Origin of the sequence: Thioclava sp. JE_KL1, from assembly GCF_009296265.1 — a bacterium.
In the GTDB taxonomy this organism is placed as follows: domain Bacteria; phylum Pseudomonadota; class Alphaproteobacteria; order Rhodobacterales; family Rhodobacteraceae; genus Thioclava.
In genome coordinates, this window is record NZ_WBJS01000003.1 from 343195 (window position 1) to 359267 (window position 16073).

Here is a 16073-nt window from a genome sequence, read left to right on the forward strand (position 1 = left end):
AGCGGCACAGCCTACGGGAACACAATCGAATTTTCGTAAGGGAAGGGTTAATCGCCCCCCGGAGTCTCACGATGTTCAGCGATTGGGCAGGCCTGTTCCGGGGATTTTCCGCCGCAGGCCGAAAAATGCCGCGGCGCGGTGCCATTCAGGCCCGCGCCGCTCACGTCGTCTTGTTCGAATGCCGCCCGCACGCTTCGCACCTAGAGGCGAAGATGCGGGCGCGCGGACCTTACAGGTAATCCGCGCGGGCGAGGCCGTATTTGGCCATCTTCTCGTTCAGGGTCCGGCGCGGCAGGCACAGCTCTTCCATCACCGCCGAGATCGAGCCCTTGTGGCGCCGCATCGTATTGTCGATTAGCATCTTTTCGAAGCTCTCGACATATTCCTTGAGCGGTTTGCCCTCGGTCGTGATCGCCGCCGGGCCCGCCTCTTCGTCGTCGGTCATCAGCAGTGACGCGATCGAGCCCGACCCCCGGCGCGATTGAAGCACCGCGCGTTCGGCCACGTTGATCAGCTGGCGCACATTGCCCGGCCACGGGGCCTGCAGCAGTTGCGCGGCTTCCTGCGCGGTCACCTCCGGCACGTCGCAGCCATACTCATCGGCGAATTGCTCGGACATGCGGTTGAACAGCGTCAGGATATCTTCGCCGCGCGCGCGCAGCGGCGGCAGGGTGATCTTCAGCGCGGCGAGGCGGTAATAAAGATCGGGGCGCAGCGCGTCCTCGACCGTCTTGCCCTCGCCATGGGTATTGCAGATCGCGACGATCCGCGTTTCCGCCGGTGCGCCCTGATCGTTGATGAATTGCAAGAGCCGCGCCTGCAGCGACTGGCTAAGCGCCTCGACATCCTCGAGGCAGAGCGTGCCACCGCGGGCCTCTTCCATCAGCGGCAGACCGCCCTCCTCGACCGGGCCGAACAGCTTGGCCGAGAGTGCTTCTTCGGTCAGCGCGGCGCAGCTGACCATCACGAATTTCTTGCCCGCGCGGGGGCCCGTCGCGTGCAGCGCATGCGCCACCAGCGTCTTGCCGGTGCCGGTCTCGCCGTCGATCAGCACGTGGCCATCCGCCTGAGACAGATCGAGAATATCCTCGCGCAGACGCTCCATCGGCTCGGAGGTGCCGATCAGCTTGCCCATCACCTTCTCGCCCTCGGCCAGATCGCGGCGTAGCGCCCGGTTGTCCAGCGTCGTGCGGCGCGCCTGCGTGGCGCGCTTGGCCAGTTCGGTCATCCGATCCGGCGAGAACGGCTTTTCCATGAAGTCCATCGCGCCGAGACGCATCGCCTCGACCGCCATCGGCACATCGCCGTGGCCAGTGATCATGATGACCGGCAGACCGCTATCGATCCCCATCAGCCGCTTGAGAAAGGCCATCCCGTCCATGCCGGGCATCCGGATGTCGGTGATCACCACGCCCGGCCAATCGGGGCCGATCACTTTCAGCGCGTCTTCGGCGCTGGCATAGGTCTCGGCGTCGAAGCCCGACAGCGCCAGCCATTGGCTGACGGATTGCCGCATATCTTCCTCGTCATCGACGATCGCTACCTTCATTAGTCTTGCCATGTCTTACTCCGCGGCCTTTATGGCCCTGTTCTTGTCCGCCAGGAGGGGCAACTGAACTTCGAACACTGCACCCCCGCTTTCGGAATTATGGGCGGTCAGACGACCCCCGAAATCACTGATGATGGAGGACGAGATCGCGAGGCCCAGCCCCGTCCCTTCCCCCGGTTTCTTCGTGGTCCAGAACGGCTCGAACAGCTTGTCGAGATCCGAAATTCCGGGACCGTTATCACGCACGCTCAGCACGGCCGTCTCACCCGAGGTAAGCAACAACTCCACTTGAGGTTCCTCAACCGACTTGGTGGCGTCGAGTGCGTTTCGCAACAGGTTGATGATCACCTGCTCCAGCCGGATGCGGTCCGCCATGACCATAACAGGACTGCGCGGCATGGTGCGCGAAATGTGCAATTTGCGAATTTTCAGCTGCGGCTCCATCATCGAGAGCGCCTCCGACAGCGCCACCCGCAGGTCCACCGGCTCGAAGGCCTCGCCGCCCTTGCGGGCATAGGATTTGAGCTGCCGCGTGATCGCGCCCATGCGACCGATCAGGTCGTCGATGCGCTGGAAAGACGACAGCGCCTCCTCGACCCGGGCGCGCTGCAACAGCAGTTTCGCGCCTGCCAGATAGGTCTTCATCGCGGCCAAGGGCTGGTTCAATTCGTGGCTCACCGCCGCCGACATTTCCCCCAAAGCCGCGAGTTTCGAACTTTGCGCGATCGTCTGTTCGGCCACGGCCAGATCCTGCTGGGCCTTCTCGCGCTCGGCGATCTCGCGGCTCAACCGGGTGTTGAGCTGGCGCAGCTCCGCCGATTCCGCGCGCAATTCCTGGCTTTGCCGCCGCGCGCGCCGCGACAGCGCGTAGAAGACCAGCGCCAGCAGGATCGCGAAACCCATGATCTCGAGCGCGAGCACCGCATTCACCCGCTCACGCACGGAATCGTAGCTGGTGAAGGCGATCATCTTCCAGCCGCGGAAGGGAATCCGCGCCTCGGTGCGCATCACCGCGCGCCCCTTGAGATAGGCGTCGGGCGCGTCATTGGCCCAGTCCGCAGTCGCCTGCAGCGCGCGTTCGATCGCGGAGGGGGCAGACCGCGCGGCCAGCGCCTCCGACATCGTCACCCCGCGCCAGCGCGGCTCGGTTGTCAGGATGATCTTGCCCTCGCTGTCGACCACCGCCAGCGCATCGGAAATCCCGGCCCAGGCGCGTTCGAATTTCGACAGATCCGCCTCGACCACGATCACGCCGACGGGCTTGTTGTTCTGAATGACGGCCCGCGAATAATCGAACTCGGTGCCGCCCGCCTCGGGCTCGTTGAGCGAGAAGATCGTCCCGCGCGAGCGGGTCGCATCGACGAAGAAGGGCGCGTTCGGGAAGGGCGTGCCGATCTGCGTGCGATTGGTCGACGCCACCACCCGGCCCTGCATGTCCAACAGCCGGATCGAAGCCACCGCGACCTCTTTCTTGGCCGTGATCAGCTGCGCCGAGGCGGTGGAATAATCCGTTGTATCAAGGGCTTGCGTCAGCTCCGGATCGCGCGCGAGCAACAGCGGCACAACCGATGTCCGCTGCAACTCCGACATGATGTTGCCGGTGTAAAGCGCAAGCCGCAGCTCGGTGCGCACGCGCGTCGTCTCGGTGAAACGCTGGGTCAGCCACTGGTTGGTGATCCACATCACCGCCCCCGCCAGCGCGAGGATCAACACCACAGCGACGCGCAGCAGCCAACGGGCGCGTGGCGAGCGCGCCATCACGCCGAGCCCGCCCTCACTCTCGGGCGGCTCGTCAGGTAAAATCGTCGAACGTGTCTGCACGTGCGTCATGCGCGAAGTCTAAGCCAAGGCCCAGAGCGCAACAAGCGCGCGAGATCAGGCGGTTGCCAGCATCCCGCTCAACGCGCGGAAAAGCGCCGCCCCATCGGCGCCGCCCTGCGCAGGCTCGATCGCGCGCTCGGGGTGAGGCATCATGCCCAGCACCCGGCGGTTCTCGCTCAGCACGCCCGCGATATCGTCGACGGAGCCGTTGGGGTTCTCGACATAGCGGAACGCCACGCGGTCCTCGCCCTCGATGCGGGCAAGGCCTTCGGGATCGATCTGGTAATTGCCGTCATGGTGGGCGACCGGGATCACGATCTCCTGCCCCGCCTCATAGCCCGAGGTATAGGCGCTGTCGGTCGTCGCGACGCGCAGAGCCAGCGGTTTCGAGACGAATTTCAGCCCTGCGTTACGCATCAAGGCGCCCGGAAGCAGCCGCATCTCGGTCAGCACCTGAAAGCCGTTGCAGATGCCGATGACATAGCCGCCCTTGCCTGCGAAATCCGCCACCGCCTGCCCGATGGGCGAGCGCGAGGCGATCGCGCCGCAACGCAGATAATCGCCATAGGAGAACCCGCCCGGCACACCGATGATGTCGATGCCTTCAGGCAATGCGGTTTCCTTGTGCCAGATCTTGACGACATCCGCCCCGGCTGCCGCGAAGGCCATGCTCAGGTCGCGGTCGCAATTCGATCCGGGGAAGGTGATGACGGCGGCTTTCATGGGTGCAAACTCCTGGCCTTGAGGGTCGAACCTGTCGGGTAAGGCCTGTGCGGCCTTCGGCTTGGTACAAATATCCCGGGGGGGAATTGGCCGGCAGGCCAAGGGGGGCAGCGCCCCCCACCCGACCCGGATCAGGCGATCTCGATGGTGTATTTCTCGATCACGGTATTGGCGAGGAGCTTCTCGCACATCTCTTTCACCTCGGCCTCGGCAGAGGCTGCATCGGTGGCGCTCAGGTCCAGTTCGATCACCTTCCCCTGACGCACGCCTTCGACGCCGCCGAACCCCATATGGCCCAATGCGTGACGGACGGCCTCGCCCTGCGGGTCGAGCACCCCATCCTTCAGCATGACATGAACGCGGGCTTTCATCACGAGCGGTCCTTTCAGTTGATCAGCGTCGGTTTGATCGGCTGGGTATTGGTCGGCAGCACGCCAAGGCGCTTGGCGACTTCGGTATAGGCATCGGTCAGGCTGCCCAGATCGCGGCGGAACACGTCCTTGTCGAGCTTCTGGCCCGTCTTGACGTCCCACAGGCGGCAGCTGTCGGGGCTGATCTCGTCGGCCACGATCAGGCGCATGAAATCGCCATCCCAGACGCGACCGATCTCGATCTTGAAATCGACCAGCTTGATGCCGACGCCGTAGAACACGCCGGTCAGGAAGTCGTTCACGCGCAGCGCCAGCGCCACGATGTCATCGAGGTCCTGCTGGCTCGCCCAGCCGAAGGCGATGATATATTCCTCGGGCACGAGCGGATCGCCCAGATCGTCGTTCTTGTAGCTGTATTCGACGATCGGACGCGGCAGCGGCGTGCCCTCTTCCATGCCCAGACGCTTCGCGATCGAACCGGCGGCGAAGTTGCGCACGATCACTTCGAGCGGCACGATCTCCACCTGACGGATCAGCTGCTCGCGCATGTTGAGCCGTTTGATGAAGTGGTTCGGCACGCCGATATTGGTCAGGCCGGTCATGAAATACTCGGACAGGCGGTTGTTGAGCACGCCCTTGCCCTCGATCACGTCCTTTTTCTGAGCGTTGAAGGCGGTCGCGTCGTCCTTGAAATACTGGACCAGCGTTCCGGGCTCGGGGCCTTCATACAGAACCTTCGCCTTGCCTTCGTAGATCTTCTTGCGCCGGGGTGCCATCGCGTCTCCGTTCTCACTTGGCGCGGCGGTGCCAGGGCCTGCGCCGCATACCGTCGGGAATGCCGCGCACGCCCCTGCGCGCCGTCCGCGAAAGGGTGTTGCCCGCCCTATAGGACAAGCCCGCGAGTCTCGCAAGGTAAAGCGCACGCCACTTCACGCAGATGCACAGCCCCGTCAAACCGGCCAAATCGCGGCCCTTTCCTCTTGCGGCGCACGCCGTGCATGTGCATATCGGAGGTAACGGAGACTTTACCGGGAGGGACGTGGGCCATGACCACCTTCGACGATCGCGAAAACGCCTATGAGAACAAGTTCGCGCATGATGCCGAGCTGCAGTTCAAGGCCGATGCCCGCTGCAACAAGATGCTGGGCCAATGGGCCGCAGAGCTTCTGGGCAAAACCGGCCCCGAGGCCGATGCCTATGTCCGCGAGGTCGTGACCTCCGATTTCGAGGAAGCGGGCCACGAAGACGTGTACCGCAAGCTCTCGGGCGATCTCGGCGACAAGGCCGATGAACAGACGATCCGCGCGAAGATGGCCGAATGCATGGCCGAGGCGCGCCGTCAGGTGGTCGACGAGGCCGAGTGAGCCCTCGCCGATGACGCAGATTAAAAGGCCGGATGCCCCGCGCGTCCGGCCTTTTGCATTTCAGTCCGAGATTGCAGCGCCTTCATCAAGAACATGAAGGAAACGAATTTGCCAATTCCCGCCTGTCATGGCAGGACAAACCCAACCGCCGCGCCCGACGCGGCCCTTTGCATTTGACGAGGCCCTTATGACCGCCCCGAAAACCGACGCGCTGAGCCGCCTTCTGGAAACCCGCGATTGGCTGATGGCCGATGGCGCGACCGGCACCAACCTGTTCAACATGGGGCTGGCCTCGGGCGATGCGCCGGAACTGTGGAATGCCGACGAGCCCGCGAAGATCGCGAAGCTCTATTCGCTGGCCGTCGATGCGGGCTCGGACCTGTTTCTGACCAACAGCTTCGGCGGCAATGCCTCGCGGCTGAAACTGCACAACGCGCAGAACCGCGTGCGCGAACTCAACCGCCTCGCCGCCGAGATCGGCCGCGACGTGGCCGACAAGCAGTCGCGTCCCGTGATCGTTGCGGGCTCGATGGGCCCGACCGGCGAGATTTTCGCGCCGATGGGCACGCTGACCCACGAACTCGCGGTCGAAATGTTCCACGAACAGGCCGAGGGCCTGAAAGAGGGCGGCGCGGATATCCTCTGGGTCGAGACGATCTCGGCGCAGGAAGAATACAAGGCCGCCGCCGAAGCCTGCCATCTGGCGGGCATGCCCTGGTGCGGCACGATGAGCTTCGACACCGCAGGCCGCACGATGATGGGGCTGACCTCGCAGGCGATGGTCTCGATGGTCGAAAAGCTGGCTCACCCGCCGCTGGCCTTCGGCGCGAATTGCGGCGTCGGCGCGGCCGACCTGCTGCGCACGGTTCTGGGCTTTGCCGCCACCGGGACCGAGCGCCCGATCATCGCCAAGGGCAATGCGGGCATCCCGAAATATGTCGACGGTCATATCCATTACGACGGTACGCCCGAGCTGATGGCGGAATATGCGGTGATGGCGCGCGATTGCGGCGCGACGATCATCGGCGGCTGCTGCGGCACGATGGCCGAGCATCTGGTGGCGATGCGCGAGGCGCTGGAGACGCGTCCGCGCGGCGAGCGCCCGACGCTGGATCAGATCTCCTCGGTTCTCGGCGGGTTCTCGTCGGAGGATGACGGGCTGAGCGGGGATGCGCCCAAGCGCGAACGCCGGGGCCGTCGCCGCAGCTAAGCGCGGTTCGAGGGGCTCTGCCCCTCGGCCTTGCGGCCTCACCCCGGGATATTTGAACCAAAACGAAGGAAGGGCCGGGGTTTCCCGGCGGATGGAGCATGCGCGCGTCTCAGACGAGATCAGAACAGTTCGAGCTGATCGCCCGGCCGGGGCGGCACGCGGAACTGCGTCACGTCGAGATCGGGCAGATGACGCGAGAAGCCGAGCCGCTTGCAGCTCAGCTTGAACCGCTGCTGCAACAGTTCCGCCATCTCGCCTTCGCCCTTCATCCGCTCGCCGAAGCGCGGATCGTTGAGCTTGCCGCCGCGCATGTCGCGGATCCGGCCCAGCACCTTCTCGACCTTGCCGGGGTGATGCCGCTCCATCCAGTCGGCGAAAAGCGGCGCCACCTCATGCGGCAGCCGCACCGGCATCATCGACGCGGCCTTGGCCCCTGCCCTGCGCGCCTCGGTCAGGATCGCCTCCAGCTCGTGATCGGTGAGCCCCGGGATCATCGGCGCGGCCATCACGCGGACCGGGATACCGGCGCGCGAGAGTTCGCGGATCATGCGGATACGGGTCGGCGGGCTGGGCGCGCGCGGCTCCAGATCGCGGGCGAGTTTGGCGTCGAGCGTCGTGACCGAGACGCCGACCTGCGCCAATCCGGCCTCGGCCATCGGCGCGAGGATGTCGAGATCGCGCAGAATGGTCGAGCCACGGGTGACGATCGAGACCGGGTGGCGATAGGCCTGCAGCACTTCCAGCACGGCGCGCATGATCTCCATCTTGCGCTCGAGCGGCTGGTAGGGGTCGGTATTCGTGCCGATGGCGAGCACGTTCGGGCGGTAGCTTTTCTTGCGCAGCTCCTCTTCGAGCACCTGCGGCGCCTCGGGGCGTGCGATCAGCCGGGTCTCGAAATCCAAGCCCGCCGAGAGGCCGAGATAGCCGTGGCTGGGCCGTGCGAAGCAGTAGATGCAGCCATGCTCGCAGCCGCGATAGGGGTTGAGCGATCGCTCGAAGGGCACATCGGGCGACTGGTTGCGGGTGATGACGGAGCGCGGACGCTCCACCAAGACCTCGGTGCGCGTCAGGCGCTCTTCTTCGGGGATGTCCCAGCCGTCATGCTCGGGCGCGCGGGAGAAGGGCTCGAACCGGCCCACGGGGCGCGCCGCGGCACCGCGCGCGCGCAGACGCTCGGACGGGTTCGCGGGGGGAAGATCGAATGGCAGACTCATGCCCGGAATTTAGAACGAAATGAGAACATTTGCCAAGTAGAGTCCCGATGCGGACCTACCAACACCATGCGAGGTCGGACAAAACACCGCGCATGTCGCAAATCGCCAAGACTTGACGGGGCCACGGCCTCACCACAGGGTAACACCGGCTAGCAGGAGACTATTGGACATGGCCGAAGACGAAGACGATATCATCCTCTCGGAACTCGACGACGACGAGCTCACCGCGCAGATGATGGATGACCTCTATGACGGTCTCAAGGAAGAGATCGAAGAGGCCACCCGCATCCTGCTCGACCGCGGCTGGACGCCGTATGACATTCTGACCAAGGCCCTCGTCGCGGGCATGACCATCGTGGGCAACGACTTCCGCGACGGCATTCTGTTCGTGCCGGAAGTGCTGCTGGCGGCGAATGCGATGAAGGGCGGCATGGCCATCCTCAAGCCGCTGCTGGTCGAAACCGGCGCGCCGCGCATGGGCAAGATGGTCATCGGGACGGTGAAGGGCGATATCCACGATATCGGCAAGAACCTCGTTGCGATGATGATGGAAGGCGCAGGTTTCGAGATCGTCGATCTGGGGATCAACAACCCGGTCGAGAACTACCTCGAAGCGATCGCGCGCGAAGAGGCCGACATCCTCGGCATGTCCGCGCTGCTGACCACCACGATGCCCTATATGAAGGTCGTGATCGACACGATGAAGGAACAGGGCATCCGCGACGATTACATCGTTCTGGTGGGCGGTGCGCCGCTCAACGAGGAATTCGGCAAGGCGATCGGTGCCGACGCCTATTGCCGCGACGCCGCCGTGGCGGTGGAAACGGCGAAGGATTTCATCGCCCGCAAGCACAACCAGATGAGCGCCTGATCGCCGATCGCGCGCGCATCTAGGCTGATATGTATGGAGAAGGCCCCGATTTTTTCATCGGGGCCTTTTCATGTGCGCTTCCCCGCCCCATACTTGAAGAGAAGGGGGAAACGAGAAATGCCGCTGCCACATTTTCTGCTGCTGATCCTGTTTGTGATCGTTCTGGCGGGCTTGACGATCTGGGCCTTTGCCGCTTCGGGCGTGCCAATGGCGATGCTCGGGCTGATGGTTCTCGTCGCAGCAGGCGTTGCCCGGATGATGGCACGAGTGGAATGACCGCCCAGAAAGCTGCCTCGCTTCCCGGCGACACGATCCTATCCGAAAATGGTTTAGCTCCCGAGGGCTCGGGGCGTCTTCTGCTGATCGCCTGCGGGGCGCTGGCGCGGGAGATTCTCGCGCTCAAGCGGATCAATGGCTGGGATCACATCGACCTGACCTGCCTGCCCGCCAATCTGCACCTATACCCCGAGAAGATCACCGCCGCCGTCGAAGAGGCGGTGCTGCGCTATCGCGACCAATATGACGATATCTTCGTGGTCTATGCCGATTGCGGTACGGGCGGGCAATTGTTGGAAAAGTGCAAGTCTTTGGGGGTCGAGATGGTCGATGGCCCCCATTGTTATTCGTTTTTTGAAGGTAACGCGGCCTTTGCCGAGACCGCCGAGGACGAAATCACGGCCTTCTATCTCACCGATTTCCTGACCCGTCAGTTCGATGCTTTCGTCTGGAAGCCGATGGGCTTCGATCGTCACCCCGAGCTGATCCCGATGATGTTCGGCAATTACGACCGGCTGATATATCAGGCCCAGACCGACGATCCCGCGCTCGACGCGAAGGCGCGTGAGGCCGCGGAGCGGCTCGGCCTGCGCTATGAACGGCGTTTTACGGGCTATGGCGATCTGGCCACCAGTCTCGCGAAATTTGCCGCGAAATCGGGCAATCCGGCTTAATCCTCTTTGAATTTTTCTTAAAACCCGACCTCCGGGGCTTGGCATCGCTACGTCACCCGGGTATTGGCTTCGCCAAATCTCACATCCCTCCGGCCCGCCCCTCCCCGGTCGCGGGCCTTTCTAATTGCAGGACAACCGTATGACCTTGTCGCAATGGCGCAGCCAGTGGACTGGCAACTACCGCGCTGACATTCTCTCCGGTCTCGTGGTCGCGCTCGCGCTGATCCCCGAGGCCATCGCTTTCTCGATCATCGCGGGCGTGGACCCGAAAGTGGGCCTCTACGCCTCCTTCATGATCGCCACGATCACCGCTTTCTTCGGTGGCCGCCCGGGTATGATCTCGGCCGCGACCGCTGCAACCGCCGTGCTGATGGGCACATTGGTGCGCAGCTACGGGCTCGACTACCTGCTGGCCGCGACGGTGCTCGCGGGCGTGCTTCAGGTGATCGCCGGGGCGCTGAACCTCGGGACCGTGATGCGCTTCGTGTCGAAATCGGTGATGACGGGTTTCGTGAACGCGCTCGCCATCCTGATCTTCATGGCGCAATGGCCCGAGCTGAACCCGGCCAACGTGCCGGTGGTGGCGACCTATGCACTCGTCGCGCTCGGCCTTGCGATCATCTACCTGCTGCCGCGCTTCTTCCGCGCCATCCCCTCGCCGCTGATCGCAATCCTCGTTCTCAGCGCGGTCTCGATGGGGCTGGGGCTCAACGACGTGCACACGGTGTCCGACATGGGCGCCCTGCCCGATCAGCTGCCCTCGCTGCTGATCCCCAACGTGCCGTTCACCTTCGAGACCCTGCAGATCATCCTGCCCTATTCGGTGGGCGTGGCGGTCGTCGGCCTTCTCGAGAGCCTGATGACGCAGAACATCGTCGACGAGATGACCGACACGCGTTCGGACCGTCGTCAGGAATGCTTCGGTCAGGGCATCGCCAACTTCTGCACCGGTTTCATCGGGGGCATGGCGGGCTGCGCGATGATCGGCCAGTCGGTGATCAACGTCACCTCAGGCGGGCGCACGCGCTTGTCGACGCTGACCGCCGGGATCGCGCTCCTGATCTTCTGCGTGGTGCTGGGCGAATGGGTGGGCCGCATCCCGATGCCCGCGCTGGTGGCGATCATGATCATGGTGTCGATCGGCACGTTCAGCTGGGCCTCGCTGGGTCAGCTGCGCACGATGCCGATGTCGTCCAACGTGGTGATGCTGGCCACCGTCGCCTTCGTCGTCGCCACCCATAACCTCGCGATCGGTGTGCTCGTGGGCGTGCTGCTCTCGGGGATCTTCTTCGCGGGCAAGATCGCGCGGATGACCGAGATCTCCTCGCGCTACAACGAGGCGCATCACCTGCGGACCTATTACATCAAGGGCCAGATCTTCTTCGCGACCGTGGAAGAGTTCAACCGCGCCTTCGACTTCCAGGAGAAGCTCGATCGCGTGGTGATCGACCTGACCCACGCCCATATCTGGGATATCTCTTCTGTCTCGGCGCTCGACCGGGCGGTAGGCAAGTTCCGGATGTCGGGGACGGATGTAAAGGTCGTGGGCATGAACCACGCGACCGAGACGATCATCGACAAGCTGTCGAATGGCGGTCAGGTCGCGGCGGGGCACTGAGGCGCTCGGCGGGGGCTCTGCCCCCCGTCGCCTGAGGGCGACAATCAACCAAGCCAGAGGGGGCTCTGCCCCCGCTTGCTGCGCAAGCCCCCCGGGATATTTCCACCAATACGAAGACGGGCGTGCCGGATGCGGCGCGCCCTTTTTCTTAGGCTTCCAGCTCGGTGTCCCAGTAGAGGAAGTCCATCCAGCTTTCATGCAAATAGCCCGGCGGGAAGCGACGCCCGATGCGCAGCATATCCTCGGGCTGGGGCTGGCGCGCGGGCTTGAGAAGATGCATCCCGGAGCGCTCCAGCGGCTTGTTGGCCTTGCGCAGGTTGCACGGCGCGCAGGCGGCCACGACATTCTCCCAGCTGGTGATTCCACCGCGCGAGCGAGGGATCACATGGTCGAAGGTCAGGTCGCCCCGCTTGCCGCAGTACTGGCACTTGAATTCGTCCCTCAGAAAAAGATTGAAGCGCGTGAAAGCCACGCGCTTCTGGGGTCGGACATATTCTTTGAGGACGACGACGGAGGGGATTTTGAAGGCCTGTCTCTGGCTACGCACCACCTCTTCGTATTCGGCGAGGATCGTCACCCTGTCGAGGAAGACCGCCTTTATCGCCTCCTGCCAAGGCCATAGCGAGAGCGGGTAGTAGGAGAGCGGCCGGAAATCGGCGTTGAGCACCAGTGCCGGGTGCTGTCTCAGCGCCGCCGGTTCGCGGGTGAATTGGGTTCGAAAATTCGTCCTGTCGCACTCGTCCAGCATGGGTGACTCCGTCCTCGCCCTGTCGCCTGCCTCGGCTCAGGGGCGGGGTCCGCCCCTGCCTTATCCATGACTATATATGGCGTTCGCGATCTGGCAAGCCTCTTGATCTCGCGATTGCTGCCATGCGGCATAGGTAGCAAACAGCCATGACAAAGAAATGACGCTGCGCGAGCGTTTGGCAAGGTTGCAGGTGCCGCGGCGATCGGCGGCCGCGGGCATCTCAGCCCGGCAGTTTGTCTTGCAGGAAGGACAGCGCCACCGAGAGCCCGTCGGGCGCGATGCCGTGGCCAGTGCCCTTCATCACATGGGCATAGGTATCGAACCCCGCCGAGACCAGCGCATCGCCCGCCTTGCCCATGTCGGCAAAGGGCACGACCGGATCCTGATCGCCATGGATCAGCAGAACCGGCGGTTTGGAGATCGCCTCAGTGCCCAAGGCTTCCGGGCGCAGAAGACGTCCCGAGAAGGCCACCAGCCCCGCCACGGGCTCGGCCCGGCGCGGCAGCACTTCGAGTGCGGTCATCGTGCCTTGCGAGAAGCCGATCACGGCGAGCTGCGCGGGCGTCAGCCCCTGCTCTTCCAGCACGGAATCGAGGAAAGCATCCACGTCGGCTGCCGCGTCCTTGAGACCTTGGGCGGATTCCGCTTCGCTGGAATTGTCGATCCAGGGGATCGGGAACCATTGACGGCCGTAAGGGGCCGCGCGGCAGGGTTCGGGCGCGTCGGGCGCGAGGAACAGCGTGTCGGGCATGTGCTGGCCCAGCGGATCGGCGAGGCCCAGCAGGTCCGCCCCGTCCGCGCCATAGCCATGCAGGAAAACGACGGCGGATTTCACCACCCCCGATTGCGACTCTCTGCGTCCGGCTTCCAGCTTGCGGGTCATGGGGCAACTCCTTCACGATCTTTACAGGCCGCGTAATAGGCCCAGAGGCCGCGCGCCGCAACCGCGCGCCACGGCGACCAGGCTGCCGATAGCTCATTGAATTGCTTGCGCTTGGGCCGCTCGGGCAAATCGAACAGGATCCGCGCCCCTTCAGCGAGCGCCAGATCATCGACCGCGAAGACATCGGCGCGACCCAGAGCGAAGATGAGATACATCTCCACCGTCCAGCGCCCGATGCCGGGGATCGGCAGAAGCTGGGCGACCACCTCCTCGTCGGGCATCGCGCGCAGACCCGCGAAATCGACGCCGGAATTGGAGAGCGCCTGCAGGTAGCGCACTTTCTGGCGCGAGAGGCCACAGGCGCGCAGATCCTCTTCCGAGGCGCCCGCGATGGAGACCGGATCGCCATAGCCCGCGCCGATCACCTTGTTGCGGATCGAGTTGGCGGCGGCGACCGAAACCTGCTGGCCGATGATCGCGTCGCGCAGCGCCTCGAACCCGTCCTCGCGGCGGCGCAGAGGCCACGGCCCCGTCAGCGCGCAAACCTCGGCAAAACGCGGCTCGGCGCGGCAGAGAAATTCGGTGCCCTCGGCGATATCGTCTTCGCAGGTAATGATACGTCCAACCATGCGCGACACCCTGCCTCATGCCGCGCCCGCTTGCCAGCCCCCAATCGCCACGCTAGCAAGCTGTCATGAGTGACATGACCGCCCCTCCCGCCTCTCGCGAAAAGCGCAATACGATCGTGCTGGTTCTGGCCCAGGCGCTTCTGGGCGCGCAGATGCCGATGATTTTCACGGTGGGCGGTCTTGCGGGCCAGATGCTCTCGCCCAATCCCTGCCTCGCGACGCTGCCCTTGTCGCTGATCATTCTGGGCTCGGTCCTCTCGGCGCAGCCGATGTCGGAATTTATGGCCGCGAAAGGTCGCCGCGCGGGCTTCATCCTCGCCAACGCGATGGGGGCGCTGGGGGCTGCGACCGCGGCCTATGCGCTCTATCACGGATCGTTTGCGCTGTTCATGCTAGGGTCGTTCTTCACCGGCACATATATGTCGGCGCAGGGGTTCTACCGGTTCGCGGCGACCGATACCGCCAGCGCGGAGTTCCAGCCCAAGGCGATCTCCTATGTGATGGCGGGCGGGCTTGTGGCCGCGATCATTGGCCCGCAGCTGGTGAAGGTCACGAGCGAGGCGATGGTCGTGCCCTTCATGGCGACGTACCTCGCGATCATCGGGATCAATGCGCTCGGGCCGATCCTGTTCTCCTTCCTCGACATCCCCGCCCCGGGGCGGCGCAAGAAGCACGAACATCACGAGGGCCGCACCCGGCGCGAGCTGCTGAAAGACCCGGTGATCCTCGTCGCGATGATCTGCGCCATGGTCTCTTATGCGCTGATGAACCTCGTGATGACTTCGACACCGCTGGCCGTGGTCGGCTGCGGGTTCGAGCAAGGCGACGCGGCCAATATCGTCTCGGCCCACGTGCTGGCGATGTATCTGCCGAGCTTCTTCACCGGCCACCTGATCGCGCGCTTCGGCAAAGAGGTGATCGTGGGCACCGGCCTCGTGATTCTCGCGGCCTCCGGCGCGGTGGCGCTGACCGGGGTCGATCTGGACCAGTTCTACATCGCCCTGATGCTGCTGGGGCTGGGTTGGAACTTCGGCTTCATCGGCGCGACCTCGATGCTCGCCTCCGCCCATAGCCCCGAAGAGCGCGGCCATGTGCAGGGGATGAACGATTTCGTGGTCTTCGGTGGCGTCTTCCTCGCCTCGCTCGCCTCGGGCGGACTGATGAACTGCACCCAAAGCGGCAATGCACAAGCGGGCTGGCAGGCGGTCAATCTCGCGATGATCCCCTTCCTGACGCTGGCGGGCGCCGCGCTGATCTGGCTGGTGCTGCGCCCGAAAGAGACGCGCTGAGGGGACGCTGCTCCCGTCGTCCGAGGGCGGCAAATATAAAAAGAAAGGGGGCCCTGCCCCCGGCCTTTGGCCTCCCCCGGGATATTTCCCAAGAGCGAAGCGGCCGCGCGCCCCTTCGGCTTGGCGAAAATATCCCGGGGTGGGAATTCGCGACAGCGAAGGGAGGGGCAGCGCCCCTCCGACAACGTCTCAATTCAGGGTAAGGCTCAGGCCAGCTTGGCGATGCGCTCTTCGAGCACGTCGAAGGGCACGCCCGGCTCGTCCTTGGCGCAGCGGATCACCAGCGAGGTCTTCACGCTAGCCACGTTCTCGGCGGCGGTCAGTTGGCCGGTCAGGAAGCTCTGGAAGCTCGAGAGGTCCGGCGCCACGCATTTCAGGACGAAATCGATCTCGCCATTGAGCATGTGGCACTCGCGTACGAGCGGCCATTCGCGACAGCGCGACTCGAAGTTCGACAGATCCGCTTCGGCCTGGCTGTGCAGGCGCACCATCGCGAAAACCTGCACTTCGAAGCCCAGCTCGCGCGGGTTCACATCGGCATGGTAGCCACGGATGTAGCCCGCCTCTTCGAGCGTGCGCACACGGCGCAGGCAGGGCGGGGCCGAAATGCCCACACGCTTGGCCAGTTCGACATTCGTCATCCGCCCGTCCGCCTGCAGTTCGGCAAGGATTTTGCGGTCGATGTCGTCGAGCCGGGAGGTGGGCATGTTGAAACAATCCTTCGTGGGTTGCGGCAGAACTTACCGCTGGAAGAGAGGATGCGCAATAATATTTCGCGGACCGCTCCGCAAGTGCTATTTGTCGCGGAAAGCGGGGGGTTTTCGGCGGGCCTC

At 64.2% G+C, this 16073-nt stretch carries 17 protein-coding genes; 7 read left to right on the forward strand and 10 right to left on the reverse strand.

All coding sequences use genetic code 11. The features are described 5' to 3' along the window. Window positions 1-229 precede the first annotated feature (229 nt). From F8R15_RS07035 to purC, 5 genes are all read right to left on the reverse strand, one after another. Entirely contained in the window at window positions 230-1561 is a 1332-nt protein-coding gene (locus tag F8R15_RS07035; RefSeq protein ID WP_075774544.1) for a sigma-54 dependent transcriptional regulator, read from the reverse strand. Between the two features lie 3 nt (window positions 1562-1564). After that, complete coding sequence (locus F8R15_RS07040) at window positions 1565-3307, reverse strand: ATP-binding protein (protein WP_078539471.1); 1743 nt, start codon at window positions 3305-3307, stop codon at window positions 1565-1567. 117 nt (window positions 3308-3424) lie between these two features. Next, entirely contained in the window at window positions 3425-4093 is a 669-nt protein-coding gene (purQ, locus tag F8R15_RS07045; RefSeq protein ID WP_152844098.1) for a phosphoribosylformylglycinamidine synthase subunit PurQ, read from the reverse strand. A 131-nt stretch (window positions 4094-4224) separates the two neighbouring features. Then, entirely contained in the window at window positions 4225-4464 is a 240-nt protein-coding gene (gene purS, locus F8R15_RS07050) for a phosphoribosylformylglycinamidine synthase subunit PurS (protein ID WP_078539473.1), read from the reverse strand. 14 nt (window positions 4465-4478) lie between these two features. Next, entirely contained in the window at window positions 4479-5240 is a 762-nt protein-coding gene (purC, locus tag F8R15_RS07055) for a phosphoribosylaminoimidazolesuccinocarboxamide synthase (protein WP_078519364.1), read from the reverse strand. A 270-nt stretch (window positions 5241-5510) separates the two neighbouring features. Between purC and F8R15_RS07060 the strand changes: the two genes are divergently transcribed. Next, entirely contained in the window at window positions 5511-5828 is a 318-nt protein-coding gene (locus F8R15_RS07060; RefSeq protein WP_078519365.1) for a DUF1476 domain-containing protein, read from the forward strand. 187 nt (window positions 5829-6015) lie between these two features. Continuing rightward, window positions 6016-7038, forward strand: coding sequence for a betaine--homocysteine S-methyltransferase (bmt, locus tag F8R15_RS07065; protein WP_152844099.1), 1023 nt, complete (start codon window positions 6016-6018; stop codon window positions 7036-7038). 119 nt (window positions 7039-7157) lie between these two features. Here bmt and F8R15_RS07070 read toward each other — a convergent pair whose 3' ends face one another. Beyond that, on the reverse strand, window positions 7158-8252 hold the full coding sequence (locus F8R15_RS07070; RefSeq protein WP_152844100.1) for a PA0069 family radical SAM protein: 1095 nt from the start codon (window positions 8250-8252) through the stop codon (window positions 7158-7160). A 169-nt stretch (window positions 8253-8421) separates the two neighbouring features. Here F8R15_RS07070 and F8R15_RS07075 point away from each other — a divergent pair, with 169 nt between their 5' ends. From F8R15_RS07075 to F8R15_RS07085, 4 genes are all read left to right on the forward strand, one after another. Next, window positions 8422-9123 (forward strand): B12-binding domain-containing protein, encoded by a 702-nt coding sequence (locus tag F8R15_RS07075; protein ID WP_078519368.1) that lies wholly within the window; start codon window positions 8422-8424, stop codon window positions 9121-9123. A gap of 117 nt (window positions 9124-9240) precedes the next feature. After that, on the forward strand, window positions 9241-9399 hold the full coding sequence (locus F8R15_RS21430; protein WP_165756922.1) for a hypothetical protein: 159 nt from the start codon (window positions 9241-9243) through the stop codon (window positions 9397-9399). Further along, complete coding sequence (locus F8R15_RS07080; RefSeq protein WP_152844101.1) at window positions 9396-10073, forward strand: DUF1638 domain-containing protein; 678 nt, start codon at window positions 9396-9398, stop codon at window positions 10071-10073. The genes F8R15_RS21430 and F8R15_RS07080 overlap by 4 nt, the downstream gene beginning before the upstream one ends. Window positions 10074-10212: 139 nt before the next feature. After that, the gene (locus F8R15_RS07085) at window positions 10213-11691 is read left to right on the forward strand and encodes a SulP family inorganic anion transporter (protein WP_078539480.1); all 1479 of its coding nucleotides are present in this window, start codon (window positions 10213-10215) and stop codon (window positions 11689-11691) included. A gap of 148 nt (window positions 11692-11839) precedes the next feature. Here F8R15_RS07085 and F8R15_RS07090 read toward each other — a convergent pair whose 3' ends face one another. From F8R15_RS07090 to F8R15_RS07100, 3 genes are all read right to left on the reverse strand, one after another. After that, complete coding sequence (locus tag F8R15_RS07090) at window positions 11840-12439, reverse strand: HNH endonuclease (RefSeq protein ID WP_078519371.1); 600 nt, start codon at window positions 12437-12439, stop codon at window positions 11840-11842. A gap of 220 nt (window positions 12440-12659) precedes the next feature. Further along, window positions 12660-13322, reverse strand: coding sequence for an alpha/beta hydrolase (locus F8R15_RS07095; RefSeq protein WP_152844102.1), 663 nt, complete (start codon window positions 13320-13322; stop codon window positions 12660-12662). After that, entirely contained in the window at window positions 13319-13951 is a 633-nt protein-coding gene (locus tag F8R15_RS07100; protein WP_152844103.1) for a DNA-3-methyladenine glycosylase, read from the reverse strand. The genes F8R15_RS07095 and F8R15_RS07100 overlap by 4 nt, the downstream gene beginning before the upstream one ends. 65 nt (window positions 13952-14016) lie before the next feature. Here F8R15_RS07100 and F8R15_RS07105 point away from each other — a divergent pair, with 65 nt between their 5' ends. Next, window positions 14017-15240, forward strand: coding sequence for an MFS transporter (locus tag F8R15_RS07105; RefSeq protein ID WP_253732442.1), 1224 nt, complete (start codon window positions 14017-14019; stop codon window positions 15238-15240). Between the two features lie 206 nt (window positions 15241-15446). On the opposite strand, the gene F8R15_RS07110 is transcribed toward F8R15_RS07105, so the two are convergent. Further along, entirely contained in the window at window positions 15447-15947 is a 501-nt protein-coding gene (locus tag F8R15_RS07110) for an Lrp/AsnC family transcriptional regulator (protein WP_078519374.1), read from the reverse strand. Between the last annotated feature and the right edge of the window lie 126 nt (window positions 15948-16073).